The sequence below is a fragment of the Hyphomonas sp. BRH_c22 genome, from assembly GCF_000961795.1.
In the GTDB taxonomy this organism is placed as follows: domain Bacteria; phylum Pseudomonadota; class Alphaproteobacteria; order Caulobacterales; family Hyphomonadaceae; genus Hyphomonas.
This window is the reverse complement of sequence record NZ_LADU01000135.1, coordinates 1-24,802: the sequence shown is the minus strand read 5'-3', so window position 1 is coordinate 24,802 and position 24,802 is coordinate 1. Positions and strand designations below refer to the sequence as shown.

The 24,802-nt window shown below is 62.0% G+C and carries 31 protein-coding genes and 1 riboswitch; of the genes, 14 read left to right on the top strand and 17 right to left on the bottom strand.

Translation table 11 applies throughout. The features are described 5' to 3' along the window. Positions 1–18: 18 nt before the first annotated feature. The 7 genes from VR74_RS19165 to metA form a co-directional block, all read right to left on the bottom strand. Positions 19–1,191: an acyl-CoA dehydrogenase family protein gene (locus VR74_RS19165; protein WP_045699560.1), complete on the bottom strand. Its 1,173-nt coding sequence runs from the start codon at positions 1,189–1,191 to the stop codon at positions 19–21. Between the two features lie 30 nt (positions 1,192–1,221). After that, complete coding sequence (locus VR74_RS19160; RefSeq protein WP_299951362.1) at positions 1,222–1,569, bottom strand: MmcQ/YjbR family DNA-binding protein; 348 nt, start codon at positions 1,567–1,569, stop codon at positions 1,222–1,224. Next, positions 1,556–2,020, bottom strand: a complete 465-nt coding sequence (locus VR74_RS19155; protein WP_045699558.1) for a GNAT family N-acetyltransferase — start codon at positions 2,018–2,020, stop codon at positions 1,556–1,558. Before VR74_RS19155 ends, VR74_RS19160 begins: the two co-directional genes overlap by 14 nt. Positions 2,021–2,030: 10 nt before the next feature. Further along, a complete protein-coding gene (locus VR74_RS19150) occupies positions 2,031–3,131 on the bottom strand; it encodes a DUF3667 domain-containing protein (protein ID WP_045699556.1) in 1,101 nt (366 codons plus the stop codon). A 16-nt stretch (positions 3,132–3,147) separates the two neighbouring features. Continuing rightward, on the bottom strand, positions 3,148–4,038 hold the full coding sequence (locus VR74_RS19145; protein WP_299951359.1) for a lysophospholipid acyltransferase family protein: 891 nt from the start codon (positions 4,036–4,038) through the stop codon (positions 3,148–3,150). A gap of 95 nt (positions 4,039–4,133) precedes the next feature. Beyond that, positions 4,134–5,294, bottom strand: coding sequence for an acyl-CoA dehydrogenase family protein (locus tag VR74_RS19140; protein WP_045699554.1), 1,161 nt, complete (start codon positions 5,292–5,294; stop codon positions 4,134–4,136). A gap of 46 nt (positions 5,295–5,340) precedes the next feature. Then, entirely contained in the window at positions 5,341–6,261 is a 921-nt protein-coding gene (gene metA / locus VR74_RS19135; RefSeq protein ID WP_045699552.1) for a homoserine O-succinyltransferase, read from the bottom strand. A 58-nt stretch (positions 6,262–6,319) separates the two neighbouring features. Beyond that, a riboswitch (SAM riboswitch) is annotated at positions 6,320–6,397 on the bottom strand. Between the two features lie 107 nt (positions 6,398–6,504). On the opposite strand from metA, the gene VR74_RS19130 reads away from it, so the two are divergent. Then, positions 6,505–7,794, top strand: coding sequence for a hypothetical protein (locus tag VR74_RS19130; RefSeq protein WP_045699550.1), 1,290 nt, complete (start codon positions 6,505–6,507; stop codon positions 7,792–7,794). Here VR74_RS19130 and VR74_RS19125 read toward each other — a convergent pair. From VR74_RS19125 to VR74_RS19115, 3 genes are read right to left on the bottom strand one after another with little or no spacing between them, the layout of a single operon-like run. Continuing rightward, a complete protein-coding gene (locus VR74_RS19125; RefSeq protein WP_045699548.1) occupies positions 7,784–8,251 on the bottom strand; it encodes a GNAT family N-acetyltransferase in 468 nt (155 codons plus the stop codon). The two genes, VR74_RS19130 and VR74_RS19125, sit on opposite strands and share 11 nt — an antisense overlap. A gap of 1 nt (position 8,252) precedes the next feature. Further along, positions 8,253–9,065: an enoyl-CoA hydratase-related protein gene (locus tag VR74_RS19120; protein ID WP_045699546.1), complete on the bottom strand. Its 813-nt coding sequence runs from the start codon at positions 9,063–9,065 to the stop codon at positions 8,253–8,255. After that, positions 9,062–10,084: an NADP-dependent oxidoreductase gene (locus VR74_RS19115; protein WP_045699544.1), complete on the bottom strand. Its 1,023-nt coding sequence runs from the start codon at positions 10,082–10,084 to the stop codon at positions 9,062–9,064. Before VR74_RS19115 ends, VR74_RS19120 begins: the two co-directional genes overlap by 4 nt. A gap of 119 nt (positions 10,085–10,203) precedes the next feature. Here VR74_RS19115 and VR74_RS19110 point away from each other — a divergent pair, with 119 nt between their 5' ends. The 3 genes from VR74_RS19110 (at position 10,204) to VR74_RS19100 (ending at position 13,819) form a co-directional block, all read left to right on the top strand. Beyond that, positions 10,204–10,551 (top strand): DUF3088 family protein, encoded by a 348-nt coding sequence (locus tag VR74_RS19110; RefSeq protein WP_045699542.1) that lies wholly within the window; start codon positions 10,204–10,206, stop codon positions 10,549–10,551. A 55-nt stretch (positions 10,552–10,606) separates the two neighbouring features. Then, positions 10,607–11,545 (top strand): nitronate monooxygenase, encoded by a 939-nt coding sequence (locus VR74_RS19105; protein WP_045699540.1) that lies wholly within the window; start codon positions 10,607–10,609, stop codon positions 11,543–11,545. Positions 11,546–11,626: 81 nt separating this feature from the next. Continuing rightward, positions 11,627–13,819 (top strand): M3 family metallopeptidase, encoded by a 2,193-nt coding sequence (locus VR74_RS19100; RefSeq protein ID WP_045699538.1) that lies wholly within the window; start codon positions 11,627–11,629, stop codon positions 13,817–13,819. A 75-nt stretch (positions 13,820–13,894) separates the two neighbouring features. Here the strand turns inward: VR74_RS19100 and VR74_RS19095 are convergent, their stop codons facing one another. The 3 genes from VR74_RS19095 to pspF all read right to left on the bottom strand — a co-directional run bounded on the left by VR74_RS19095 (position 13,895) and on the right by pspF (position 16,149). Further along, on the bottom strand, positions 13,895–14,365 hold the full coding sequence (locus tag VR74_RS19095; protein ID WP_045699536.1) for a PTS sugar transporter subunit IIA: 471 nt from the start codon (positions 14,363–14,365) through the stop codon (positions 13,895–13,897). Between the two features lie 24 nt (positions 14,366–14,389). Continuing rightward, positions 14,390–14,992, bottom strand: a complete 603-nt coding sequence (gene raiA / locus VR74_RS19090; RefSeq protein WP_045699534.1) for a ribosome-associated translation inhibitor RaiA — start codon at positions 14,990–14,992, stop codon at positions 14,390–14,392. Between the two features lie 116 nt (positions 14,993–15,108). Continuing rightward, complete coding sequence (pspF, locus tag VR74_RS19085; protein WP_045699531.1) at positions 15,109–16,149, bottom strand: phage shock protein operon transcriptional activator; 1,041 nt, start codon at positions 16,147–16,149, stop codon at positions 15,109–15,111. Positions 16,150–16,359: 210 nt separating this feature from the next. Between pspF and VR74_RS21360 the strand changes: the two genes are divergently transcribed. The 5 genes from VR74_RS21360 to VR74_RS19065 all read left to right on the top strand — a co-directional run bounded on the left by VR74_RS21360 (position 16,360) and on the right by VR74_RS19065 (position 18,252). Then, a complete protein-coding gene (locus VR74_RS21360) occupies positions 16,360–16,491 on the top strand; it encodes a hypothetical protein (RefSeq protein ID WP_299951356.1) in 132 nt (43 codons plus the stop codon). Positions 16,492–16,523: 32 nt separating this feature from the next. Beyond that, a complete protein-coding gene (gene pspA / locus VR74_RS19080) occupies positions 16,524–17,210 on the top strand; it encodes a phage shock protein PspA (RefSeq protein WP_045699529.1) in 687 nt (228 codons plus the stop codon). Between the two features lie 102 nt (positions 17,211–17,312). Continuing rightward, positions 17,313–17,576, top strand: coding sequence for an envelope stress response membrane protein PspB (gene pspB, locus VR74_RS19075; protein WP_045699527.1), 264 nt, complete (start codon positions 17,313–17,315; stop codon positions 17,574–17,576). Positions 17,577–17,588: 12 nt separating this feature from the next. Continuing rightward, on the top strand, positions 17,589–18,020 hold the full coding sequence (gene pspC, locus VR74_RS19070) for an envelope stress response membrane protein PspC (protein ID WP_045699525.1): 432 nt from the start codon (positions 17,589–17,591) through the stop codon (positions 18,018–18,020). A gap of 46 nt (positions 18,021–18,066) precedes the next feature. Further along, positions 18,067–18,252 (top strand): hypothetical protein, encoded by a 186-nt coding sequence (locus VR74_RS19065; RefSeq protein ID WP_045699524.1) that lies wholly within the window; start codon positions 18,067–18,069, stop codon positions 18,250–18,252. Here VR74_RS19065 and mnmC read toward each other — a convergent pair. Both mnmC and VR74_RS19055 read right to left on the bottom strand, forming a co-directional pair. Continuing rightward, on the bottom strand, positions 18,249–20,111 hold the full coding sequence (gene mnmC, locus VR74_RS19060; protein WP_045699522.1) for an FAD-dependent 5-carboxymethylaminomethyl-2-thiouridine(34) oxidoreductase MnmC: 1,863 nt from the start codon (positions 20,109–20,111) through the stop codon (positions 18,249–18,251). The two genes, VR74_RS19065 and mnmC, sit on opposite strands and share 4 nt — an antisense overlap. 39 nt (positions 20,112–20,150) lie before the next feature. After that, positions 20,151–20,540, bottom strand: a complete 390-nt coding sequence (locus tag VR74_RS19055) for a hypothetical protein (RefSeq protein WP_045699520.1) — start codon at positions 20,538–20,540, stop codon at positions 20,151–20,153. A 138-nt stretch (positions 20,541–20,678) separates the two neighbouring features. Between VR74_RS19055 and VR74_RS21355 the strand changes: the two genes are divergently transcribed. The 4 genes from VR74_RS21355 to VR74_RS19040 all read left to right on the top strand — a co-directional run bounded on the left by VR74_RS21355 (position 20,679) and on the right by VR74_RS19040 (position 21,970). Then, on the top strand, positions 20,679–20,849 hold the full coding sequence (locus VR74_RS21355; RefSeq protein WP_299951354.1) for a CsbD family protein: 171 nt from the start codon (positions 20,679–20,681) through the stop codon (positions 20,847–20,849). A gap of 112 nt (positions 20,850–20,961) precedes the next feature. Continuing rightward, entirely contained in the window at positions 20,962–21,249 is a 288-nt protein-coding gene (locus VR74_RS19050; protein ID WP_045699518.1) for a GNAT family N-acetyltransferase, read from the top strand. Further along, the gene (locus VR74_RS19045; protein WP_045699516.1) at positions 21,246–21,527 is read left to right on the top strand and encodes a GNAT family N-acetyltransferase; all 282 of its coding nucleotides are present in this window, start codon (positions 21,246–21,248) and stop codon (positions 21,525–21,527) included. The genes VR74_RS19050 and VR74_RS19045 overlap by 4 nt, the downstream gene beginning before the upstream one ends. After that, positions 21,506–21,970: a YcgN family cysteine cluster protein gene (locus tag VR74_RS19040; protein WP_299951351.1), complete on the top strand. Its 465-nt coding sequence runs from the start codon at positions 21,506–21,508 to the stop codon at positions 21,968–21,970. The genes VR74_RS19045 and VR74_RS19040 overlap by 22 nt, the downstream gene beginning before the upstream one ends. 36 nt (positions 21,971–22,006) lie before the next feature. Here VR74_RS19040 and VR74_RS19035 read toward each other — a convergent pair whose 3' ends face one another. Beyond that, entirely contained in the window at positions 22,007–23,329 is a 1,323-nt protein-coding gene (locus VR74_RS19035; RefSeq protein ID WP_299951348.1) for a TrkH family potassium uptake protein, read from the bottom strand. A gap of 6 nt (positions 23,330–23,335) precedes the next feature. Beyond that, the gene (locus VR74_RS19030; protein ID WP_045699512.1) at positions 23,336–23,995 is read right to left on the bottom strand and encodes a TrkA family potassium uptake protein; all 660 of its coding nucleotides are present in this window, start codon (positions 23,993–23,995) and stop codon (positions 23,336–23,338) included. A 168-nt stretch (positions 23,996–24,163) separates the two neighbouring features. On the opposite strand from VR74_RS19030, the gene VR74_RS19025 reads away from it, so the two are divergent. Beyond that, the coding region (locus tag VR74_RS19025; RefSeq protein ID WP_045699510.1) for a site-specific integrase at positions 24,164–24,802 on the top strand (639 nt) is incomplete at its 3' end.

Sequence of the window (24,802 nt, the reverse complement as noted above, 5' to 3'; positions counted from 1 at the left end):
AGGGGCTGGACCGTCCTGCTACACCATGCCGCCATCGGTTGGCAGGCCGAACAGGATGCGGCCCGTCAGTTCCCATGTCGAAGGGGCCGTCACGATATGCTGGGTGATGGCGTGGGCGTCACGGAACCGGCGCTGCAGATCAGAGGCTTCGAACAGGGCTGCGCCGCCGCCAAGGTCGTAAAGGGTGCGGCAGATGTCGGCCCCGGTGCGCGTCATATGGGTGCAGGCCATGCGCAGCGCAGCGCGGCGCTCCATCGGGATGGCCCCCTCTTCCCCCGTGGCGATTGCCCATGTCTGGTCAATTTCGTCAAAGAGATAGGCCCGCGCGGCGCGCCAGGCGGCTTCGCAGCGGGCAAATTCGGCCTGCATGGTCTGGCGTTCGGCGAGGGTCTTGGACGATCCCTGCGATTTCTTGCTGGTGGCCAGCGCCGCGAAGGCATCAAGCGAACCGCGCGCATTGCCGAGGGCCACGGCGCAGACGCCGAGCGACAGGAGGCCAAAGGCGGGGAACTTGAACAGAGCGCCTGTCTCGTGCGGCTGGTCAGCCACCAGCGAGACTGACCGCGCCTTGGGCACGAGAATATCCTTCACTTCAATGTCGCCCGAGCCTGTGCCTTTCAGGCCCATGACATGCCAGGTGTCGAGCAGGGTCGCATCCGAGGCCGGGAAGACCATCATGCGTGCATCCGGCGCGCCAGAGGGCAGGCGCTTCATCTCGTCATTTTCCCACACGGTGCAACCGCCGCACAGCCAGGTGCAATTGGCCGAGCCCGAGCCCCACTGCCACCGCCCTGACACGCGATAATGGTCGCCTTCGTCAACGGCCTTGCCCATGGGCGCGAAGACGCCGCCGGTGATGATGTCGGGATCGGAATAGATCTCGCGCGCCGTGGCCGGGTCCATATAGGCCGCATTCATGGCGGTCGTGGCGCCGATCATGGCGCACCAGCCGGCGCTGGCATTTGCCGTGGAAAGCGCTTCGACCGTTTCGACAAATGTGTGCGGCGCCAGTTCCAGCCCGCCGAAGCGCTTCGGCGTAATCATGCGGAAGATGCCCGCGCTGGCCATTTTCGCGGCGAGGTCTGCCGGCAGGCGGCGGACCTCTTCCATTTCCGCCGCGCGGGCGGCGAGTTCAGGCTGCAGTGCGCGGGCGGCGTCGAGCAGGTCGGCAGGCATGTATGTATCGGGCATAAGCAGAGACTAGACCGGATCCCGGGCCCGTCAAAGCGTCAGTTCGTCGTGGAACCTGGGCGGGGCAGCATGACGCCACGACAGGGTGAGGGCCGACCGCAGGGTCGCCTCATCACATGCCGCAAGGCGGATCGAGGTTGCGCCCTTGTCGCCCCATTTGTTGGGCACCTTGAAGAAAATGTCCGGCTCGGCCTCCACAAGCATGGTCTGCTCCTCCGGAGTCAGGAACACGTTCGAGAATTCATGGTGCGGCGGCAGGGTGCAGAATATCCTGCCCTTGGGCACATCGACCCGAAAACTCGCCCAGTCGAAATGCGGTTTCTCGAGAGCGCGCGGAAAGGCGAGGGCAGTTGTGCGGAGCTGGTCAGGCGTGATCATCCGGTCCCTCCCAGATATAGCGCACGTCGGGTTCGTTTTCTTCGTTCGCCGCGCCGTCGGTAAACGGGGTGGCAGTAAAGCCATGCCGCTCATAAAACTGCCGCGCGCCTGCATTGCGCTGGAACGTCCACAATTCAAGACGCGGGACCGTAAGCATGGCCATTTGCAGGAGCGCGGTGCCGACGCCCAGCCGCCAGAATGGCGGGGCGACATACAGATGGTCCAGTTCCGTGTCGCGGCGCGCAGAGAATCCCGCAAACCCGCCGAGTCCTGCCGCGAGCCACACGTCTGACTCGGCAAGCACCTGCTCCTTAAAATACTGCAGAACCTCGTCAGGCGTATGCACGACAGTAAGCCAGGGCATGGCGGACGCCCTCGCCTGCAGGTGGATCTCTGCCAGCACGGCGACATCCTCAAGGGTCGCGCGGCGCATGGCCAAGTCCCTGATCATGCGCCGCGCCTCACAAGGACAAGGCGCCGAAAATAACGGCCATCAGCAGGGCTGTGAGCAGGACGCAGAAGTAGAGGCGGTCGAGCGTTACTGTCCTCATGACGGAACTGAACGGACCGCGCCCGTAGACGACGCGGTTGAGGCGGTAGAGATAGACGTTCGAATAGACAATCAGGGCAAGCGTCACCCAGCCCCAGCCGACAAGCTGCGCGGCGATCACACCGATCGACATTGCGAAAAAGAGCGCAGCATGGAAGTGCAGCGAGACAATCAAGTGGTCGAAAAACAGGAACTGGCGCCGCCACAGGTAAACCAGCGCCAGAAGGCAGGCAAAGACCGGTAACAGCACGAACATCATGCGCGGGATCCAGCGGCGCGTCTGTTCGGCGAGCAGGCCCGGCCTGTCCATCACTTCTGCAAAGCGGGCGGCATCCTCGTCGCCCTTCTCGCCAGCCTCGCGGATCGCATCCAGCGCTTCCGTTGGCATGAAGCCGGCCCATTCCGCATCCGGAGGTGCTGGCGCAGACTCCTCACCTTCCGTGACGGGGGGCGTGGCAACAAGACCCGGAATGCCGCCGCGCCAGAGGGCCTCCGCCTTGTCCATACCGCTGATCGCCTCCTGGTATTCCGCCTCGGTCATGTCGCCCTGCTGATAGGATTCCTCGATCTGAGCACGAGCCTCCTCGAAGGTTGGCTCGACTTGCGAAATGAAGCCGACGCGCTGGCCGATCACGAGAGGCAGGAGCACAAAGAAGACCAGTGAGGCGAGCACATAGAGACGGAAGGGCGGAATGAAGCGCGCCCGTTGGCCATCGAGATAGAGACGTGTCATGCGGCCGGGATGAAGCAGCAGGTTCGGCAGGGTGCGCGCGACACGGCCATCAATCGCGAAGAGGGTTTCGATACTCTCCCCGACGAGCGACCAGAAGGGACGGCGGAGGCTCTGGGCACCCTGCCCGCAGGCGTGGCAAAAATCGCCGACGAGCGCCTTGCCGCAATTCAGGCAGTGTGCGTCCTGCGTTCCCGCCTTCGGGGCCCCGACCCCGGCGGCTGCATCGGCAGCAGCGTGTTCGATGGCCGTGTCTGCCGCACCACCCAGTGGGTCACTCATGCTTCGCCCTCCAGGCCTAGCGGAAAACCAATGGCTTCTTCGCCATGAAACGGCGCGTGGCTTCATGATATCGCAAAGTCTGCCCCATCGGGGCAAGCCCGTAGGTCTTCTCACGCAGGAATTCCATCAGGCCCTTGCGCCTGCCGGCATCCTTCAAGGCGTCAGGCGTCAGCGTTTCGCCGATGACGACAGGCATTGCCGTTCCCATGCGGCGCTTCACTTCGCGGAATACCAGCGCGAGACGCAGTTCCAGCGAGAGGTGGCTGGCGAGCTGGAACAGGCGGGAGTTCTGGCCCTCGAAATAGACCGGCGTCACATGCGCGCCGGAATGCGTGATGAGCTTGGCGGTGAAGGGCTTCCATTCATCATCCACAGCCGTGCGGTCGAACGGGCGCGGCGTGGTGGCAACACCGCCGCCGGGGAAGACGATCACGCAGCCGCCAGCCTTCACATGCTCCAGCGCTTCCTTGCGCATCACGACATTGGCGGCGAGGGCTTCCTTCGTGCCGGAAAAGTCAACGGGCAGGATATAGGGCCGCGCTTCGGGTACGCCGTCGAGGGCGGTATTGGTCAGCACCCTGAAATCCATGCGGCGCAAGCTCGCCAGCCAGCAGATGACAAGGCCGTCCAGCACGCCGAACGGGTGGTTCGCCACGATGACCAGCGGGCCGGTGCGCGGGATCTCGGCGAGGCGCGAGGCGGAGAACTGAACATCGAGATCGAGCAGGCGCATGGCGGCCTCGAAGAAGGGCACGTCATGGGCGAGATGATCGCGGTAATGCTCGTAGAGCTGTTTGATCCTGGGCTGGCCGGACATGCGCTCGACCGCGCGGATGAGGCGCCGCTTCAGCGGATCGTCGAAATAGGACGCGTAGGAAAGCTCGGGCGACGTCTGAGTTTCAATCACGCGTGCTGATCCTGTGAATCTGCCTTCCGAGCGCTCATCCTTTGGCTTCGCTCAGGATGAGGCGCTGGAAAAAGCATGTTCTGCCAGTCACGCATCTAGAGTTTCAACATCCGCGCCAGGTTGTTCTTCTGGATATCGCTGGAACCGCCGACGATGGGCATGCCGAGCAGGTCGCGCACATTGCGTTCAATGTCATAGGCATCGGACAGGCCATAGGCGCCGATGACCTGCTGGCAGGCGAGGCCGATCTCGACGCCGGTGTCGGCAACATAGAGTTTGGCCATGGCGGTCTCGACGCTGCACGGCTGGTGCTCGCTGGCGAGCCAGGCCGCGTGATAGAGCATGTGGCGGCAGGCGGCGAGCTTGGTGCGGGCGGTGACGAGCTTGTGGGCGATGGCCTGGTGCTTCGAGATCGGCTTGCCGAACTGCGTGCGCTCCTGCGCGTATTGCCAGGCCTCTTCCAGCGCGGCGCGGGCGATGCCATAGGCGACAGCCGTGATCTCGATCTTCTCGACATCCAGCGCGCGGCCGGCGAGGGCCTCCCAGCCCTTGTTCCACTTGTCCGGGCCGCCGACGATGGCGCTGGCGGGCAGGCGCACCTCGTCGAGAAAAACGTCCATCGAGTCCGTATAGCGCAGGTTTGCGTGGGCGATGGGCTGCATCGAGACGCCGGGTGCATTGGTGGGCACAAGGACGAAGGTGAGATTGCCGTGCCGGTCTTCCGGCCCGCCGGAGCGGCAGAGGCAGTAGATATAGTCCGACCAGTCCGCACCCGTGCACCAGCGTTTGGCACCATTGATGACGATCTCGTCGCCCTCACGGGTGACACGCGTTTCGACGCTGGGCAGGTCGCCGCCGACATTGGGTTCGGACAGGCCATAGCAGAGGAACATTTCGCCGCGCGCCAGTCTGGGCAGCAGGGCTTCTTTCTGTTCCGGCGATCCGTTCTCGGAAATGTTGAGACCGCCATAGAAGGCGGCATGGATGAAGGGGCCTGCCATGCTGGGGCCGCCCTGGCAAAGCTCCTCGATCACGGCGGCGGCGGCATAGATATCCTCGCCCTGGCCGCCGTATTCTTCCGGTATCGTCAGGCCGATCAGGCCCATGTCCGCAAGTTCCCGGAACAATGACCTGTCCCATGTATGGGCCTTGTCCCATTCGCGGCGCTTCTCGCGCGGCATCTTCTCGGCCACCCAGCGCGACAGCTGCCGGCGCAGTTCGGTGACATGGGTCGGTTCGGGGGCGAAACTGGTCATGCGAGATACCTAGTGTGATTGCCCCGCGCGGGAAAGCCGGATGTGTCTAGACCTCTCCGATGCGCGCCGCATCGAAGGGTGTCGTCTGGTAAACCTGATTGATCCAGTTGCCGAACAGGAGGTGGGCGTGGCTGCGCCAGCGATTTAGCGGCTGGGCGCTTGAATCATCCTTCGGGAAATAGCCATAGGGCAACTTGATCGCCTTGCCGGCAGCAACGTCGCGCTCATACTCCTCCTTCAGCGAGGTCGAATCATATTCGATATGGTTGAAGCAGTAGAGATTGCGCTGGGCCGGCTCCGACAGGAGGCAGGGCCCGGTGACATCGGAATCCATCAGCAGCTTCAGTTCGGGGGCCTTTGCAATATCTTCGGCGCGGACCTCCGTCCAGCGGCTGACCGGGATCTGGAAATCGTCGGAAAAGCCGGACAGGAAAGGCGATGTCGGCGCAAGGTTCTGGTGGCGATAGACGCCGAAAGCCTTTTCGGTGAGCGTGTGCTTGGGCACGCCATGCAGGTGCCAGACGGCCGCCATGGCGCCCCAGCAGATGAAGAAGCTGGAATGGACGTTCGTGCGCGTCCAGTCGAGAATCTCCGTCAGTTCCTGCCAGTAGCCGACCTCCTCGAACGGAAGGGTTTCCACCGGCGCGCCGGTGATGATGAAGCCGTCAAACTTGCGGTCGCGGATATCCTGCCAGTTCTGGTAGAAGCTGATCAGGTGCTCTTCAGGCGTGTTCTTGGGCGTATGACCGCCGACCATGACGAGGGTCAGCTCCACCTGCAGGGGCGAGGCGCCGATCAGGCGGGCGATCTGGGCCTCGGTGCGGATCTTGTTGGGCATCAGGTTCAGAAGGCCGATCTGCAGCGGGCGGATATCCTGCCGGATCGCATCGGTTTCGCTCATCACCGAGACACCCTCGCGCACGAGAACGTCGCGGGCGGGCAGCGTATCTGGAATCCTGATCGGCATGGCCGTTACTCCAATCCTACTCACATCGCATGAAAGGAAGGCGGAGGCAGTAACCTGCAGGCATGTCCGCGCGGCCTTTTAGCGACTTGTTTAACGTGGCTGCAAGCCGACCGGCCAAATCACCACAGGAAAGCAGATAGTGCAGGGGCGCGCCTGCGTCAATTTTCCGTTTTCGCGACGGCACCAAAGCCTCTCGACTCCAGCCGAATGTTCTGGTTATGTTCTTTTTTAGGCAGAGTCACCATGCGCCAGCCAACCGAGATCGAGTCCCTTTATATCGACTTCGACGCATTTTTTGCCAATGCGGAGAAACAGCTCCGCCCGGAACTGCGCGACCGCCCGGTCGGCGTCATTCCGCTGGAATCGGAGCATACGAGCCTGATCGCCCGGTGCTATCTCGCCAAGCAGGCGGGCATCCAGCGGGGCACCTCCGTGCGCGAGGCGCGGGCCCTCTGTCCGGATATTGCCCTGCCGGTGGCCCGCCACGATGTCTATGTAAAACTGCACCACCGTATCCTGGAGGAAATCGACCGCCACACACCGGTCCACAGGGTCTGGTCGGTAGACGAGATGGAGTGCGCGCTGAGTGGCTCTGAGCGGCAGCGTTGCGTGGCGCTTGCCGGGCAGATCCGCGATGGCCTGCGCGAGAATATCGGACCGTGGCTGACGCCCTCCATCGGGCTTGCCCCGAACCAGTTCCTCGCCAAGGTCGCCGCGGAAATGGACAAGCCGAACGGGTTTGTCATGCTGCGCCCGGCAGACCTGCCTGGGCCCCTGTTCAATCTTGAACTCAGGGACCTGCCCGGCATTGCCAGCGGCATCCATGCACGCCTCGGCCGGGCGGGCGTGTTCACGGTCGAACAGCTCTGGAACCTCTCCCCGAAACAGGCCCGGATGATCTGGAACGGTGTCGAGGGCGAACGGATGTGGGCGCAGCTGCACGGCTATGCCGTATCCCGGCCCGAAACCGTCCGGCGGATGTTCGGACATGGCCGCGTCCTGTCGAGTGACTGGCGGCAGCCCCACAAGGCGCGTGAATGCCTGCGCCTGCTGACCGCCAAGGCCGCGCGGCGGTTGCGCCGGGAAGGCTATACGGCCAGCATCCTCGCCGTTTCCATGTCATGCACCGACGGGCAGCGCTGGAGCGGGGAGCAGGGCTTTTTCCCCGCGCGCGACGATCACACATTCCTGCGCGAGGCGAGCCTGCTTTACGACAAGGGGCTTACCGCCCTGCATGCGAACCGAATGAAGAAGGTCTCCGTCATTCTGTACGGCCTGCACCGGAGCGGTGAAGCCAGCGCCGACCTGTTCGACCATGACGACAGCCGCTCCGAACGCCATCGCTGGGAGCGGGTGACGGACGCGATGGATGCGCTGAACGCGCGCCATGGCACCTGCGTCGTTTCGCTCGGTCCCCATAACGAGCCGCCGGGCGGCTATGCCGGAGCCAAGATCGCCTTTGGCCGTGTACCAGGCCTCAACGAGTTCGATACATCCCCTGACCGGAGCGGCCGCGTCAAACTCAGTCTCTAGAAAGGGGGTGAAGCCGGTGGACGAGCCGCGGCAGCATGCGGCCCGAAATCGAAGCGGATTCGGCCTCGCCATCGCGTTCGGCGCCCATGCGCATGTAAAATTTCATGGCGTCAGGATCGCAATCAATCACGAGGTCTTTTGCGCCGGCATCCTGGGCGATCCGGCACGCCCAGACATACAGCATCTGGCCGGTCCCTTCCCCGAGACGCGCCGGTTCGACGAAGAGTTTCTCAAGCCAGGCCGTTTCCCCGTCGATGGCGACCTGCACCACACCGGCCACACCGCGTATGTCATCGGCAACCACGATCATGTCCGTGGCAGCATCGTCCTCGGAAATCGTCAGTTCGGCGCGAAACGCTTCAAGCATGTCGGGCGGGTAACCCCAGACAGCCTTTGACCGCATGCAGAGATCCGTCAGCGTGGCAAATTCATAGTGACTGGGGGCGCGCAGCCGCATGTCAGTCTCCCGTCAATTTCGGGGCGCGTTTTTCCTTGAAGGCCGCCACGGCCTCACGCCGGTCACCCATATAGTTGGACACGCTTTCCCAGCCGATGCTGGCATCCATCAACTGCGCGGCAAGCGCGCGCAACGGAATATTGGCGGTGGTCTTGGTCCAGCGCACAGCCCATTTCGGGTTCGCCTGCAGCTTGGCGACGAGTTCAGCCACTTTCGCGTCAAGTTCCGCAGCGGGAACCGCATAGTTTATCAGGCCGAGACGCTCGGCCTCTTTCGCACTGAGCAAGTCACCCGTCATCAGGAGTTCCTTGGCCTTGGCGAAGCCGATCAGTTGCGGCCAGATCAGCGCGCCGCCATCACCGGCGACCAGCCCGACCTTGACGTGCGGGTCGCCGATCTTCGCCGTCTCGTCGGCAATGATGATGTCGCAGAAGAGCGCAATCGTCGCGCCGAGGCCTGCGGCGGCCCCGTTCATGCGGCAGATGATGGGCTTTTCCATGTTCAGCAGGGTCGTGACGATCTGCTTGGCGTCCCATCCGATCGCACGGAAGCGTTCGGGATGGTTGATCTGCTCCTCGAACCAGTCGAAATCCCCGCCCGCGCAGAAGGTCCGGCCTTTGGCGGTGAGGATGATGATGTCGCTTTCGCTGTCTCGCTGCAGGCAGTTGAAGACGAGCGCGAGTTCGGTGTGCATCTGCTCGTCAACGCCGTTGACGGGATGGTCCGACGTGATCGCGGCGGTCAGGACGCGGCCATCGCGGGAGAAGGTGAAACGCTCCCATTTATCGCTGGTGATGTCGTATTGCGTGCTCATGATTCCACTCCAACTCTGACAACGCGGCGCCCGAAATTCTCGCCCCGGAACAGGCCGCAAAAAGCTTCCGGCATCGCCGCGATGCCCTCGAAGCGTTCCTCATTGCTCTTCAGCTTTCCCGTGGCCAGAAGGCCGGCCATTGTCTGCAGGGCTTCGGGGAAGTCGCGGGCGAAATCGAACACCACCAGTCCCTGCATGTTCACGCGGTGCGTGATGAAAGGCTTGGTATTCACGATGCCCGGCGTTTCTTCCGGCGTCCGGTTATAGTCGGCCACCTGGCCGGAAATGCAGATACGTCCGTTCAGCGCCATCAGCGGCAGCACGCGGTTGACCATTTCATTGCCGACATTGTCGAACAGGACGTCCACGCCTTTGGGAAATTGCTCCGCGATGGCCGCCGTCAGGTCCGGCGCGGTCTTGTAATTGATTGCGGCGTCGAAGCCCGCCTCGCCCGTCAGGAAATCGCATTTCGCGTCAGAGCCTGCAATGCCGACGACTTTGGACGCGCCCCAGGCCTTTGCGAGTTGCCCGGCCGTCGCACCGACAGGGCCGGCCGCCGACGTAACGAGCACAGTGTCGCCTTCCCTGAATTTCGCCACGGTCTTCAGGCCGAACCAGGCGGTCAGTCCCGGCACGCCCAGCACGCCGATCCAGGCGCTGAGCGGTACGGGCGCTTCCGGCACCTTGCCGACAAAGCCCCTGCCCGACTGGATCGAATGCGTCTTCCAGCCGCCGGCGCAGAAGACTTTCGTGCCGACCGGAAAGGCCTCGTTCTGGCTGGCATCGACAATACCGACACTGAACCCGTCAATCGGTTTGCCGAGCGGCAGCGCCATGGCGTAGGAATCGCCGCCAGACAGGCGCGACCGCGTGCCGGGATCAACCGAGCACCAGACATGGGCGACGCGGAACTGACCCTCCTTCGGCTCGGGCAGGCCGGCGTTTTCCAGCCTGAAATCTTCCGGCACAGGGGCGCCCACACAATAGCGCGCCAGAACCAGCTGCTGCATGTCCGCCATCGGCGAGACCTCCTCAACCCTTGATGGGCCAGCATAGGCTGCAAGCGGGTGCTGTCACGCCATGACTTCGCGGAACATGCGTATTAGGACTTCACATAACCAGAGCGTGAGACCTGCCAATGCCCAAAGATGTCCTGTTCCTGCTGCCTCCCGGATTTGAGGGAAATGACCGGCGCGAATTCTGCCCTGAATGTGCCGAGATATGGGGCGTACTCGGTTATTTTCCTTCCATTCGCGACGCGCTGGACATTGTCCATGTCGGCCTTGAACATCCCCGAACAGAGATTGTCGCGATGCTGGGCGAAGGCCGGTACAATGCGCCAACCTTGGTCCTGCACCCTGACACGCCGGTTGGCCAGGATGTGAATGTCGAGGAAGCCAATGGCCTGCGCTATCTTGCCAGCGCCCGCAGCATCGCGCACCATTTTTCACACCGTTACGGCACCCCGTTCCCCCGCGGTTACTAGGCCTTTCGCTGCTTCGGGAAAACACCGAACCCGAGATGAAAAGACAGGAAGAAACATGACCACCAAGCCCGTCAGAACGCGCATCACAGACATGCTCGGCATCGAAAAGCCGATCATCCAGGCCGCGATGGGCTGGATCGCCCGCTCACACCTTTCATCGGCCGTTTCCAATGCAGGCGGTATGGGCATTATTGAAACCTCGTCGGGCGAACTGGACGCGATCCGTGAGGAAATCCTCAAGATGCACGACCTGACGGACAAGCCATTCGGCGTTAACGTGGCGCAGGCTTTTGTGCGTGACCCAAACATCATCGACTTCATCATCCAGCAGGGCATCAAGTTCGTGACCACGTCTGCAGGCGATCCGATGAAATACACAGGCATGCTCAAGGAAGCCGGCCTCACTGTGTTCCACGTCGTCCCCAGCCTCCAAGGCGCACTGCGTGCCATCGAAGCGGGCGTTGACGGGCTGATTGTTGAAGGCGGCGAAGGTGGCGGGTTCAAGAACCCGAAGGATGTCGCCTCCATGGTGCTGATCCCGCTGGTCTGTGAGCAAGTGAATGTGCCGGTCGTGGCTGCCGGCGGCATTACGGACGGTCGCACCATGGCCGCTGCGTTTGCACTGGGCGCTGAGGGCGTCCTCATGGGAACACGTATCCTTTCGTCAGAGGAAAGCCCGGTTCATCAGAACTGGAAAACTGCGATCATCGACGCCGAAGCAACTGATACGATCTTCCTCAATCGTTCCGGACCCGGGCCGGCCCTGCGTGCCCTGCGGACCGAACGCACCAGTCGTATCGAAACAGAAGGCAGCGCCAATATTTTTGGAGAGTTCGCCGATACGCAGGCTGTGTATTTCGGCGGCGACCTGGAGGCCGGAATCGCGTTGACAGGACAAGTCGCCGGGCGAATTCACGCGGTCAAACCGGTGGCACAGATCTTCGAGGAAACGATTGCGGAGTATCACGAGACGATTGCCCGTCTCGCACGCTAACCTGCAATGAATGGGCCTCAAATGCTGGTTTTTGCCCCACTTCCGCGCTAGACGGGGTCAAATCCATCAAGAGGACGCTTCATGACCACAAAACATTTCCTGCTCGGCACAGCTGCCGCGCTCGCGCTCACCCTGTCCGCATGTGGCAAGAAACCGGAAGCCACGCCAGAACAGGCAGAAGTCTCACAGACTGAAACAGCCGAACTGCCGGAAATCGTGGTGACGGACGCAGAACTCGAAGGCAACCCGTTCCGCCAGGAATGGACGTCCGAATATGGTGTGCCGCCGTTCAGCCAGATCACGGACGCCCACTACCTGCCCGCCACCAAGAAGGCACTGCTGGAACTGCGCGAGGAAATCACCGCCATCGTCAACAACCCCGATGCGCCGGACTTCGATAATACGATTGTCGCGCTCGACCAGGCCGGCGGCTCGCTGAACAAGGTGATCCTAACCTTCAACAACATCACCAATACCGACACCAATGACACGCTGAGCGAGTTGGAATCCGAGATCTATCCGATGCTCACGCGCGAGACCGATGCGATCACGTTCAACCCGGACCTCTTCAAGCGGGTGCAGGCCGTCTATGCCGAACGCGACCGTCTGGGGCTCGACGAACAGGACGCCCGCCTGCTCGAGCTGACCCATCGCGAATTCGTGCGCAATGGCGCTGCGCTGAGCCCGGAAGTGAAGGCAGAGGTCGCCACGATCAATGAAGAACTGTCGGCGCTGACCACCGAATTCGGCAAGAACCTGCTCCTCTCGACCAAGGCCTTCAAGCTGGAAGTCACCGACGAGACGCAGCTCGCAGGCCTGGCCGATGACTTCAAGAATTCGATCAAGGCTGAGGGCGAGGACAAGTGGGTCCTGACCGTGGACCGCTCTGTCTACGAAACCTTCATGACGCAAGGCGAGAACCGCGACCTGCGCAAGCAGATGTTTGACGGCTATCGCCTGCGCGCTTCAAGCGGCGAATATGACAATGGGCCGATCCTGATCAGGATCGCCCAGTTGCGCGCCAAGCGCGCGGAACTGATGGGCTACCCGTCTCATGCTGCCTACCAGCTCGAAACCCGCATGGCGAAGACACCGCAACAGGCCGAGGACTTCCTCAAGCGCGTCCTGGAGCCGGGCCTTGCGCGCGCCAGGGAAGAACGCACCGACATGCAGGCCATGATCGGTGACGCATTCACGCTGGAAGGCCAGGACTGGTGGTTCTATGCCGAGAAGGTACGCCAGGCGAAATATGCCTTCGACGGCAATCTGCTGAAGCCTTATTTCGAACTGGGCGCGGTGCGCCAGGGGGCGTTCGATGTGGCGACCAAGCTGTTCAATGTGAGCTTCACGCCGGTCGAAACGGAGACATGGAACCCCGTTGTCGAGTCCTGGGACGTGAAAGACCTTGAGACGGGCGAACATCTTGGCCTGTTCATGACTGACATGTATTCGCGTGATTCCAAGCGGGGCGGCGCCTGGATGTCATCCTTCCGCGATACCTCGAATGTCGGTGAGAATACCCGGCCGATCATCACCAACAACCTGAACGTCACCCCGCCCGCAAAGGGCGAGCCGACGCTGCTGACCTTTGACCAGGTCGAAACCCTGTTCCACGAGTTCGGCCATGGCCTTCATGGCCTGCTGACGCAGATCAGGTATTCGACATTCTCCGGCGTCGACGGTCCGCGTGACTATACCGAGTTCCCGGCGCAGATCCTGGAACACTGGGCGGGCGATCCGGAAGTGCTGGCTGTGTATGCCCGGCACGACAAGACCGGCGAGATCATCCCGCAGGACCTGGTCGACAAGATGAATGCGGCGTCAAACTTCAACCAGGGCTTCAAGACGACCGAGTTCATCGCCGCGTCCCTGCTCGACCTGCGCTGGCACATGCTGACACCGGAAGATGCCGCTAAGATTACCGATGCCCGCGCGTTCGAACAGCAGGTGCTGGAGGAATACGGGATCCTCCCGGAAATCGAACCGCGCTACCGGTCGCAGTATTTCAGCCATATCTTCGCGGGCGGATACTCGGCAGGCTACTACGCCTATCTCTGGTCTGAAATTCTCGATGCGGACGGCTTTATGGCCTTCAAGCAGTCCGGCGACATCTATAATCCGGATCTCGCTGGCAAGCTGAAAAAATGGGTCTATGAGTCAGGCGGCCTGCGTGAGGCTGACGAACTTTACCGCAATTTCCGCGGGTCCGATCCGACGATCGATCCCCTGCTGGAAAATCGCGGCTTTGCTGAAGAAAAGCCAAGCGAAGGCTGATCGATCTCCGTGACCGGAAAAAATAAAGCCCGCCGGACTGACCGGCGGGCTTTTTTATTAGGGCCAGCATTCAGGTCAGATCGAGGACTCGACTGATTCCTTGCAGATGATGGCCTTGACCTCATCGACCGTATTGGCCGCGCGCAGCGCGTCGCGCACAGCCCCCTGACGGAAGACGCGGCTGACTTGCGCCAGCGCCCGCAAATGGTCTGCCCCGGCCGACAAGGGTGCAAGCAGCATGAAGATCAGGTCACATGGCCGGTCATCGACAGCCTCGAAATCCACACCCGTCGCAAGGCGCATGAATGCCCCGATCGGCGCATCAATGCCCTGCACGCGCGCATGCGGGATCGCAACGCCCTCGCCGACACCTGTCGACCCGAGGCGCTCGCGCTCCATCACCGAATCCTCGATTTCGCGTGCGGAAATTTTCGTCACGCGACTGAGTTCTTCGGACAAGGCGTGCAGCGCCTGTTTGCGGCTGGTCGCCTCATAACAAGGGATGATAATCCCGCCTTTTAGCAGGGAGCTCAGATCGGTTGCCATTTACGCTGCTTCCGTGTGTGGGCTTCAGTTCCGGGGCGTATTGGCCGGGTCAACCCAGCCGATATGCCCATCCGGACGGCGGTAGACCATATTCAGTCCGTCATGGCCAGCATTCCTGAACATCAGTGCAGGCACCTCTTGCAGTTCGAGCTGCATGACCGCTTCCGACACGCTCATCTTGCGGATACTGACGGATGTTTCTGCGACCGTCAGCGGCACGTCGGAAACATCGACAATCTCGTCGTCGATTTCATCTGCATCCGCGGCGCGCCCATTGCGCGTCAGAACGGCGCTGGTCGCGACTTCTGCGGGCAGGGGCGCGGCGGGGTTGGCGTGGTGGTCCTTCAGGCGGCGCTTGTAGCGGCGCACCCGCTTTTCCATCTTGTCGAGACTGTCTTCGAGCGCAGCGTACGGGTCAGTCGCCTTTCCGGTCGATTGCAGCACGATACCGGACGGGAGATGCACATTGCAGTCAACCTCGACGAGGTGTCCGTGTTGCGAGACGAACACGCTCGCCTCCCCGGTACGATTGAAGTATTTACTGACCGCCGCCTCAAGCCCTTCTTCGATACGGCTCCTGAGAGCACCTCCGAGATCCATATGCTTGCCAGTAATTTGTATCTGCACGAGCGGTCTCCTTTGCTATTCGAGACTTCCAAGTATGGCGCAGATTTGCGCCGGACGCGAATCGATTCCCCTGATCTGTCGCATCCGTAAGAGTGAACGCTCACATTACAGCCAGTTCACACGTCCGGCTTGCCCGGTTTCTTGCCATAGCCATGCTTTTTCAGCAGGCCCCGGAACTGGTGATAGGTCAGCCCGAGCGCGTCAGCCGCACGGCCCTGATGCCCCTGGCTGGCGGCGAGGGCCTCGTCGACGAGGCGCAACTCGAGCCGGCTGATGGCTGCGTTGAAATCGACCGGGCCATGAATGGCTGACGCATCCGGCAAATCGAATCGCGGGGCGTCGGCAGTCGCCCGGCTGGAAGCACCGGGCCGCCACGGCGATGCGAACGGATCCAGCGCCGAGGGGTCGAACCGGACCGGCTCGTCCGGCGCGGTCAGCATGGAGCGGTGTGCAAGGCGCTGGGCGAAATTGCGCAATTCCCGCACATTGCCCGGCCAATCATGCGCCTCGATCGCCGCAATGGCCGACGGGGCGAAGCCCGGAAAGTCCTGGGCCATCTCGATTGCGATACGCCGGGCAAAGAAATCGGCGAGCAGCGTTGCGTCTCCCTTGCGCGCCCGCAGGGGCGGCAGCGTGATGACATCGAAGGCAAGCCGGTCGAGCAGGTCCGCCCGGAAGTCTCCCCGCTCCACCATGGCTGGCAGGTCCATGTTCGTGGCGGCAACAATGCGCACATTGGTCGTCATGACCCGCGAGCCGCCGAGGCGCTGGAACTCGCCATATTCGACAATGCGCAGCAGCTTTTCCTGAACGGCGCGGCTCGCCGTGGCGATCTCGTCGAGGAAAATCGTGCCGCCATCAGCCAGCTCGAACCGGCCCTTGCGCTGCTCGGTCGCGCCCGTGAAGGCCCCGCGCTCATGCCCGAACAGTTCGGAATCCAGCAATTGTTCAGACAGTGCCGCGCAATTGACCTTCACGAACGGGCCTTCCCAGCGCTTCGACAGAAAGTGCAGGCGTTCGCCGATCAATTCCTTGCCGGTGCCGCGCTCGCCAATCACCAGGATCGGCCGTTCCAGCGGGGCGACGCGGGAAACATGCTCCTGCGCGCTGAGCCAGGCAGGCGCTTCACCAATAAGCTGGGTCGATTGGCCAATCATTTGGTCTATATAGACATTTATGAATTTATTATCGACTAATTTTTTCGTCAAAATAACGAAATTATTATACGCGACCTCGCCTCGAAATATTTTTTATTGTTATTTTTCAAGGCTTTATGAAATTAATTTTCACTTGGCACGGTCCTTGAAATGATACTGGCACTCAGAGCGACGGGGGCGTCGCAACCAGCAAGAAGGACAAGGCCCAAGATGGACGACCGTAATTACCGCACAGAAGCTCGCAGTGACGCAGGCCGATTTGGCCGCTGGCTGTCGACCCGCCCTGCCGAGAGCTGGATGTTTTTCGGCGTCGGCATCTTCCTCGGCGGCCTCTTCTTTTAACCCCCTCCCAGTCAAACAAGAAAGGATACCCCATGGGTCTCTTCTCCCGCCTCGGTGACATCATCAACTCCAACATCAACGCGATGCTGGACGGTGCTGAAAACCCGGAAAAAATTGCCCGCCTGATCATCCAGGAAATGGAAGACACGCTGGTCGAAGTGCGCACCGCCGCCGCCCGCGCCATGGCCGACAAGAAGGAAATGGAACGCGAAATCGTCCACTTCACGTCCGCCCGCGACGAATGGGCTGCCAAGGCCGAACTGGCCATCGACAAGGGTCGTGAAGACCTGGCCCGTGGCGCCCTGATCGCCAAGCAGAAAGCCGAAGGCGAGATCACCCGCCGCAAGGCGGCCATGAACGCCGCTGAGGAAGCCTTCGAAAAGCGCCAGGACGATCTCGGCAAACTGCAGGCCAAGCTGGACGAAGCCAAGGCCAAGCACCGCTCGCTGATGATGCGCCGTGAAGCCGCCGAACAGCGCATCCGCGTCCGCAGCCAGGTCTATGACGGCCGGGTTGACGATGCCCTCGCCCGCTACAACACGATCGAGCGCAAGGTTGACGAAATGGAAGCCTATGCGGACACGATCAAGGGCCGCGAGCCGACCCTCGAAGCCGAGTTCGCCGCGCTTGAGCAGAACGAGAGTGTCGAGAAGGAACTCGAAGCCCTGAAAGCCAAGCGTTCCAAGTCCGCCGCCAAGACTTCCAAGTCGGAGGCCTGATAGATGCTGTTCTCACTCATCTGCCTGTTCGGTTTCCTGACAGTGATCTGCACACCCGGGCTGATCGCCCAGGCCCGCGCCGAACGGCGGGAGGGCTAAGCCATGGATGAAGGCGTCATAGCCCTCGTTGCCATCCTCAGCATCTTCGTCTTCCTGCCGGGAATGATGCTTCACTATATTTCCCAGTGGCGCCGGCAGAAGACACTCCAGCCGGATGACGAACGCATGCTGGAAGACCTCTGGCGCTCAGCCAAGGCAATGGAACGCCGGCTGGAAACGCTCGAAGCCCTTCTGGACCAAAGCGACGACCACACACGGGAGCGCGCAAGCCCACCGCGCCGCCCCCGTTCAACCTTCGACGATTAAGGACACATCACCATGACCCGCCATTATTCAGACCAGGACAGCGCGGAATACCGGTCTCCCAACCCGAAACGCTATTACCGCTCGCGCAATGACAAGGTTATTGCCGGTGTGTGTGGCGGTCTGGCCGAGCGCTTCGGCTGGGAACCCATCCTAGTCCGTATCCTGTTCGTGCTCGCCACGATCTTCATGCTCGGGCCGCTTTCCATCATCATCTACATGACCGTCTGGATGATCACGCCGCGCACGCCTTTGGGCCGCAACGCCATCTCTCCTGAGGAAGATGCCTTCTGGCGCGGTGTATCGGACCGCCCCCGGGCCACGTTCGGCCACCTGAAGTACACCTTCATGGACCTCGACGAGCGCCTGCAATCCATCGAGCGCAAGGTCACGTCAGACGAGTGGCGCCTGCGCAAGGAATTCCGCGACCTGGAACGCGGCAACTAGACCCATAACCTGAAACCACCATCAAACCCGACAAAGGAACGGACCGATGAGCAAGGGGACTCTACTTTACAATAACTGGCTGCTCGGAGGCGTAGCCACCCTTATCCTCCTGGCCATTGTGGCCATTGCCAGCCTGCACGGCGGGATGGCACTCGAGATGGGCGGACTGGAAATGACACTCGCACCGCACGAGAATGGCGGCCTACAACTGTCCTTCGTCAGGGCCGCCTAAGCTTCGCCCCGCTTCAGGGCGCGCAGGATAAGGCGCATCGGGCTGACTGCCACAAGGGCAGCAGCCTCCGCCGGGGCGGGCCCGCCCATCAGCTGGGCCGCCAGAATGTCACCCGCCCAGGGCCCCCATGTAAAGCCGCGCGCGCCAAAGCCATTCACCATGTAAATGCCCGGTAATTGAGGGGCGTCCGCATCCGCAGGGCGCCCTTTTCTGACTCCGCCGAAAACTTCCAGCGCCGCTGAATGATCCTGCACGGCGCCGATCAGCGGCAGGCGGTCAGCCGTCGTTGCACGCAGCCCGGAGCGGGACGTCGCGGCGTACTCGCGCGCTTCGCGGACCCACCAGGGCGACAGGGTTTCCAGCCCTTCGGCATTTTCCGCCCGCGCAGCGTCTGATGTGGCTGGCGGGCCGCCTTCAAAGCGTTCGAACGTGGCGCCCCACAGGCGATCTGTCCCGGCGGCAAGGGCATAGGTGCCGCTCGCGACGGCATCCGGCTCGGCTGCCGGGGCATCTGCGATCCACTCGACCTGGCCAAGTCGCGCTTCAAGCCCCAGCCACGGCAACAGGTTTCCGGCCGCCATCGCCGTGGCGAGGATGATGGCGTCAAAGCGTTCGCCATTCACCGCGCGCTGCGGGACATCAACCTCGGCCGCCTCTCCCATCCGCAGCGTCGCGCCTGCCAGCAGCGCCGGGATCAGCAGGGCGGGCCGCAGGATCAGCGCGCGCTTGTGCAGCAGGCCGCCGCCCTGCAGCGCCTCAAGGTCTTCAAGGGGCAGGGGCGGATCGTTGAGGAGTTTGGTGAAACGGTCTGTGTCCGCCTGGTCCTTCGGGATCTGCCGGACATCCGTTTCGGTGACGCCTGGCAGGCCGCGATAGGTATCGCGCGCCGCGATATAGGCATCGACCAGCAGCCGGGCCTGCACGGTATCGGCTGCATCCAGCCGCGGCATCAGCAGGGCGAGCGGATTGCCGCTGGCACCGGATGCAGGATGATCGGCCTTGTCGAACACGGTGATTTCGGCCCCGGCATCCATCAGGGCGCGGGCTGCGCAGGCACCGGCAATGCCTGCGCCGATGATGGCGATGCGGCGGAGGCCGGGGGGCGCACAGGCGGTCGCATGGGGATCGGGCGTGGGGGTTGAGGGGGGTGAAGGGGTGTTGAGGGTGGCCTCGAGGCGCTCGCGCTTGCGGCCATGGCCGGGCTGGCGTGTGACATCGAACCCGGCCTCGGCCAGTCCGCGGCGCACCGCGCCGGCCACCGTGAACGTGCCGAGCCGCGCGCCGGGGACCGAATGGGCGGCGATCTGGGGATAGATCCACGGCCCCCACATCTCTTCATTCTTGGCGGGGCTGAACCCGTCAAGGAACCAGGCGTCCGCGCGAAACTGCGCGGCAGGCAGGGTGTCGCGAATGTCGCCATGGTGCAGGGTCAGCGAAACACCGGCATCCGGCCACACCATGCGGCGCACGCCCTTGGCCGGGCCTGGCCAGCGGGCAATCATCAGGGCGGCGAGTTCTTCCAGCTCTGCCCAGCTGTCAAGCGCCCGGACGGCATCTTCGGGCTGCAGCGGGAAGGCTTCAAAACTGACAAAGTGGAGCCGGGCGTTTGGTGACGGGCGGTGCGTCTCCCAGAGCTGCCACAGCGCGAGGAAGTTCAGGCCGGTGCCAAAGCCGGTTTCGGCCACCGTGAACACGTCCCTGCCCTGCCAGGCTTCGGGCAGGCCACACCCGGCGAGAAACACTGCGCGGGATTCCGCGAGGCCGTCCCCGGCGGTGAAATAGACATCGTCATGGGCGCGGGCGACGGGGGTGCCGTCTTCGCGCCAGTCGATCTCGGGAGGGTTCAACAGACGCGGCATGGTGCATTTACTCGCAGGCGTTCAGCGGCGGGATGCCTTTCAGCGGTGGCGCGACTGGCTGATCAGGTCGCCAAGCGCCATCAGGCTGGCCCGGCCGACCTGCGTCACCGTGGGCTTGCGCCGATGGACATGGCCGACAAAGTCACCGCAATTGGAACCCGCCAGACGATAGGCCGCGCCCAGCGACCGGCGCGCCCGTGCCTCGGCCGCGATCGGATGGCTGGCGCCGCCATTGCGGTGAACCCTGATCGACCGGCCATCGGCAAAATCGTGCAGCGACTGCTCGGTCACGCCATCATGCCTGCGCGAATTCGAAATCACCGTGCCGCTGGTGGTCGCCACGCCATAATGCCTCAGCACACCGCCAAACCGGATGGAGACGATGTCGCCGGGCGAGACATGCCCGTGGGGTCCGAGATGCTTTTTCATGGCATCAGCCTACCCGATTTAAAGACCCTGGGCCACGAAAAATCCCCGGCGGCTTTCGGAGATTTAATCCAACCTTTTTTGACGTGCTGCGTTGATGGGTTGGTCGTAATAACGCGACCGGTGGAAAGGAGTATTCTCATGGACAAGGAACATATCAAGGGCGCCGCCAAGAAGGCTGAAGGTACCGTCAAGGAAACTGCCGGCAAGATGACGGGCGACAAGTCGCTTGAGCTGAAAGGCAAGGCCGACAAGGTTGAAGGCAATATCCGCGACGCCGCTGGCGACGTGAAGGACAAGTTCAAGAAGTAATTGCCGCACAAACGGTATAAGACTTAGGACTGAAGGGCCGTCCCGGTGGGGCGGCTTTTCCTTGCGCCGACCGGGCGGACGTCCCTATATCCGGCCAAAGCGGAGCTATCATATGAGCGATATCACAATTACCCTTGAAGACGGCCCGACCGGCGGACGCTATGTCGCCGTGGTCAATGGCCATGAGGCGGAGATGACGTTCTCCAAAGCCGGAACGAGCCGCATCATCATCGACCATACCGGCGTGCCGAAAGAGCTGGCCGGCCTGGGCGTTGGCGTGGCGCTGGTGCAGCGCGGCGTGGACGACGCCCGCAGGAACGGCGTGAAGATCATCCCGCTCTGCCCCTTCGCCAAGGCACAGATCGCAAAGCATCCCGAATGGCAGGACGTTCTGGCATGAGCGGCGAGACCATCACGCACGATGCCGAGGCGCGCCGCTACAGCCTCGTGATTGATGGCACCGAAGCCTACCTGACCTATGAGCGCCCGGCAGGCGGCCGCATGCATATTACGCATACGATCGTGCCGGAGAGGATCGGCGGACGCGGGCTGGGCAAGCGCCTGGTCACCCGTGCGCTGGAAGATGCGATTGCCGCCGGCGACAGGGTCTCGTCATCCTGCTGGTTTGCGACCGCGCTGATCGGGAAGACGCCCGCATGGACGGCGCAGATGGCATGAGCGAGCCGTTCTGGAAAACCGTACCGCTCGACAGGATGGATGCCAGCCAGTGGGAATCCCTCTGTGACGGCTGCGCCAAGTGCTGCCTGCTGAAACTGGAAGACGAGGACACCGGCGAAATCGCCTATACAAGGCTGCACTGCACGCTGCTGGATGCCGGCACCTGCCAGTGTTCGGACTATGCCAATCGCAAGCAGAAAGTGCCCGACTGCGTGAAGCTGACCCCCGCCGCCATCGAGGAACTGCCCTGGATGCCGTCAACCTGCGCCTATCGCCTGATTCATGAAGGCAAGGACCTGCCGGACTGGCACTATCTTGTCTGCGGCGACCGCGAACGCGTGCACACAGAAGGCCATTCCGTACGGGGACGGGTCGTCTCCGAAGACACCGTGTTCGAAGACGACATGGAAGACTTTATCGTGGATTGGGAAGGCGAGACCTGAGCGTCGCCAAAGGCGCGCGAACCGGCTGCGCAATCACTAGCCGAGATAGACCTCACCTTCGGGATACTTGACCCGTGGGGGCGTTTTGGAGGCGAGAAAGAATCCGAGCGTCAACGGCCCAAGGCGCCCCAGAAACATGATGGTGCATATGACCAGACGGCCAATATCATTCAGTTCACCCGTGGCACCGCGGCTGAGACCGACCGTTCCGAATGCCGAAGTCACCTCAAAGGCCGCATCCAGAAAGTTGATGTGATGATGCGTTCCAACAAGAATGAACAAGCCTATCAGGATAACGAACAGGCTGACCGTCAACAGGGCCATCACCTTCAATCCCTGCTCCAGGCCGACACTGTATCCAAAGGCCCGCATGCGTCCGGAATTCTTGAAGAAGGCGATCGTGGCCATCAGCAGCACCACCGCTGTCGTGACCTTTATCCCGCCGGCCGTTGATGTGCTGCCTGCGCCAATCACCATCAGGACCATGGTGAACAAGGCGGTGCTGTCATGCATTCCGGCTGTATTCATTGAATTGAAGCCCGCCGTACGCGGCGTGACCGATTCAAACCAGATCGCCTGCAGCTTGGATTGCAGTGAATGCAGTCCGCCTAAAGTCTCGGGATTGGACCATTCAAGCAGGCCGTAGATCACGCATGTGCCGCAAATCAGCACCAGCGTTCCCACCAGCATCAGGCGGGTATGAAGCGAGAAGCGCCTCCACTTCCGGAACAGGAGAATGTCCGACAAAACGGCAAAGCCCAGCCCGCCAATAATGAACTGCACCGATACGGTGAAGATGATGATCGGATTGTCGACATACCCCATCAGGCTGTCGGGGAACAAAGAGAATCCGGCATTGTTGAAGGCCGATATCGAATGGAACGCCGCCTGCCAGAGTCCCTCGCGCCAGCCGAATTCTGGAACGAAGACGATCGACATCAGCATCATGCCAAGCAGTTCGCAGACAAGGACAATGCGGAATATGGTCCAGACCAGGTCAATCAGACCGGAAAACGAGGCCAGCCCCATTTCTTCACGCAGATAGCGCCGATGCGTCATGCCTATCCTGAGACCGAGGGACGACAGCACCATGACGGCAAATGTCATCAGACCCATGCCGCCCAGCTGGATCAGGAGCATCACGACGCCTTGCCCAAACATCGTGTACGCACTGCCGGTATCGACAACAACCAGCCCGGTCACGGTGACAGCAGAGGTTGACGTGAAGAGCGCGTCTGAAAGAGATATGCCGTGCGTGGATGAAATGGGCAGCATCAGCAAGGCCGCGCCAATGGCGATCCAGCTGAGATAGACCAGCACAAGCAAAGCAGGCGCGGGTAAATTCACAAGCCACTTCATGGCGGGTTAGAACCCGTCAGCGAAACGGCGCAGATCCGGCCGCTTCCCGTAGATCAGCAGTCTGTCGTTTGCGGCAAGCGTGATCGTGTCCAGCTGAGCGTCCAGCAGGCCGCCCGAGCGAAACACGCCCAAGCATCTCAGATCGAAGTGCATGAGCTTGAGCTTTCCCACACAAAGGCCAATCAGCTGCTCCGGCACCTTTATCTCCGCAACGTACTGTCCCCCGCCGAGGGCCAGATAGTCCGTGACGCGGGGATTGTGGATGACCTGCGCGATCCGCAGTCCGAAATCCTGTTCGGGCCGAACAATATCCCGAATTCCGATGGCTGTCAGAATCTTGAGATGGGCCTCACTCTGAGCTTTCACCCAAATCTGCTTGCACCCGATTTCCTGCACATTCATCGACGCCAGAATGTTGGCCTGCATGTTCTCGCCAATGGAAACGACGACGCTGTCGCATGCTTCAAGGCCGCATTGCTTCAGCGCCTTCAGATCGCTTGCATCAACCTGCATGGCCGAATCGATTTCACCGGCCAGACTGCTCACGCGGCTTGCGTCGCTATCCAGTCCAACAACCCTGTCGCCCATCCGCGTCAATTCGCGCGCCAGGACGGTTCCGAACAAGCCCAATCCGATGATTGCAACGGTTCTGCTTTTAGTGGCCATTCTGTTCTCGTTATCTGTTTTGGGTCAGCAGAGCGTTCAGATACTGGTCGCAAGAATATGCGCCGTTGAATTTTCGGGTGCACAAATACCACCAAACCGGCATCGCGCAACACTGCGCCACATTGGCGCGAAACTCATCCTTAATGCGCCGCTGCCACTCTGCACCGGATGGACACGCTCGCCGCCTTTCTCTCGCATCTGCAGCATGAGCGCCGACTGGCGGGCAATACGGTCGAGGCCTATGGCAGCGACCTCTCGGACTTCTTCAATTTCCTGCGCGTGCATCTTGGCGAGGAACCGACGCCGAAGGCGCTGGGCCGCCTGAAGGCGCGGGACATTCGTGCGCACCTGGCGCAGCGGCGGCGCGACGGCCTATCGGATGCCTCGATTGCGCGGCTCCTGTCGTCGATCAAGGCGCTCTACCGCTGGCTCGGCCGGGCGCATGAGATCGAGAATGCCGAGATCGCCTACCTGCAGGGGCCAAAGCGCAAGGCGCGCCTGCCCCGGCCGGTGTCCATCGAGGCGGCCAAGGACATGATCTTCGAGGCGGAGACGGACCCGGACAGCGAGACATGGATCGGCGCGCGCGATGCGGCGGTGCTGAGCCTGCTCTATGGCGGCGGCCTGCGCATCTCCGAGGCGCTGAACCTGACCGGCGCCGACCTGCCCGCGCCGGAACGCCTGCGCATCAGCGGCAAGGGCGGCAAGGTGCGGATCGTGCCGCTGATCCCCGCCGTGCGCCAGGCCATGGATGCCTATGCGGCGGTCTGCCCCTATGCGCTGACGAAATCCGGCCCGCTGTTCCGG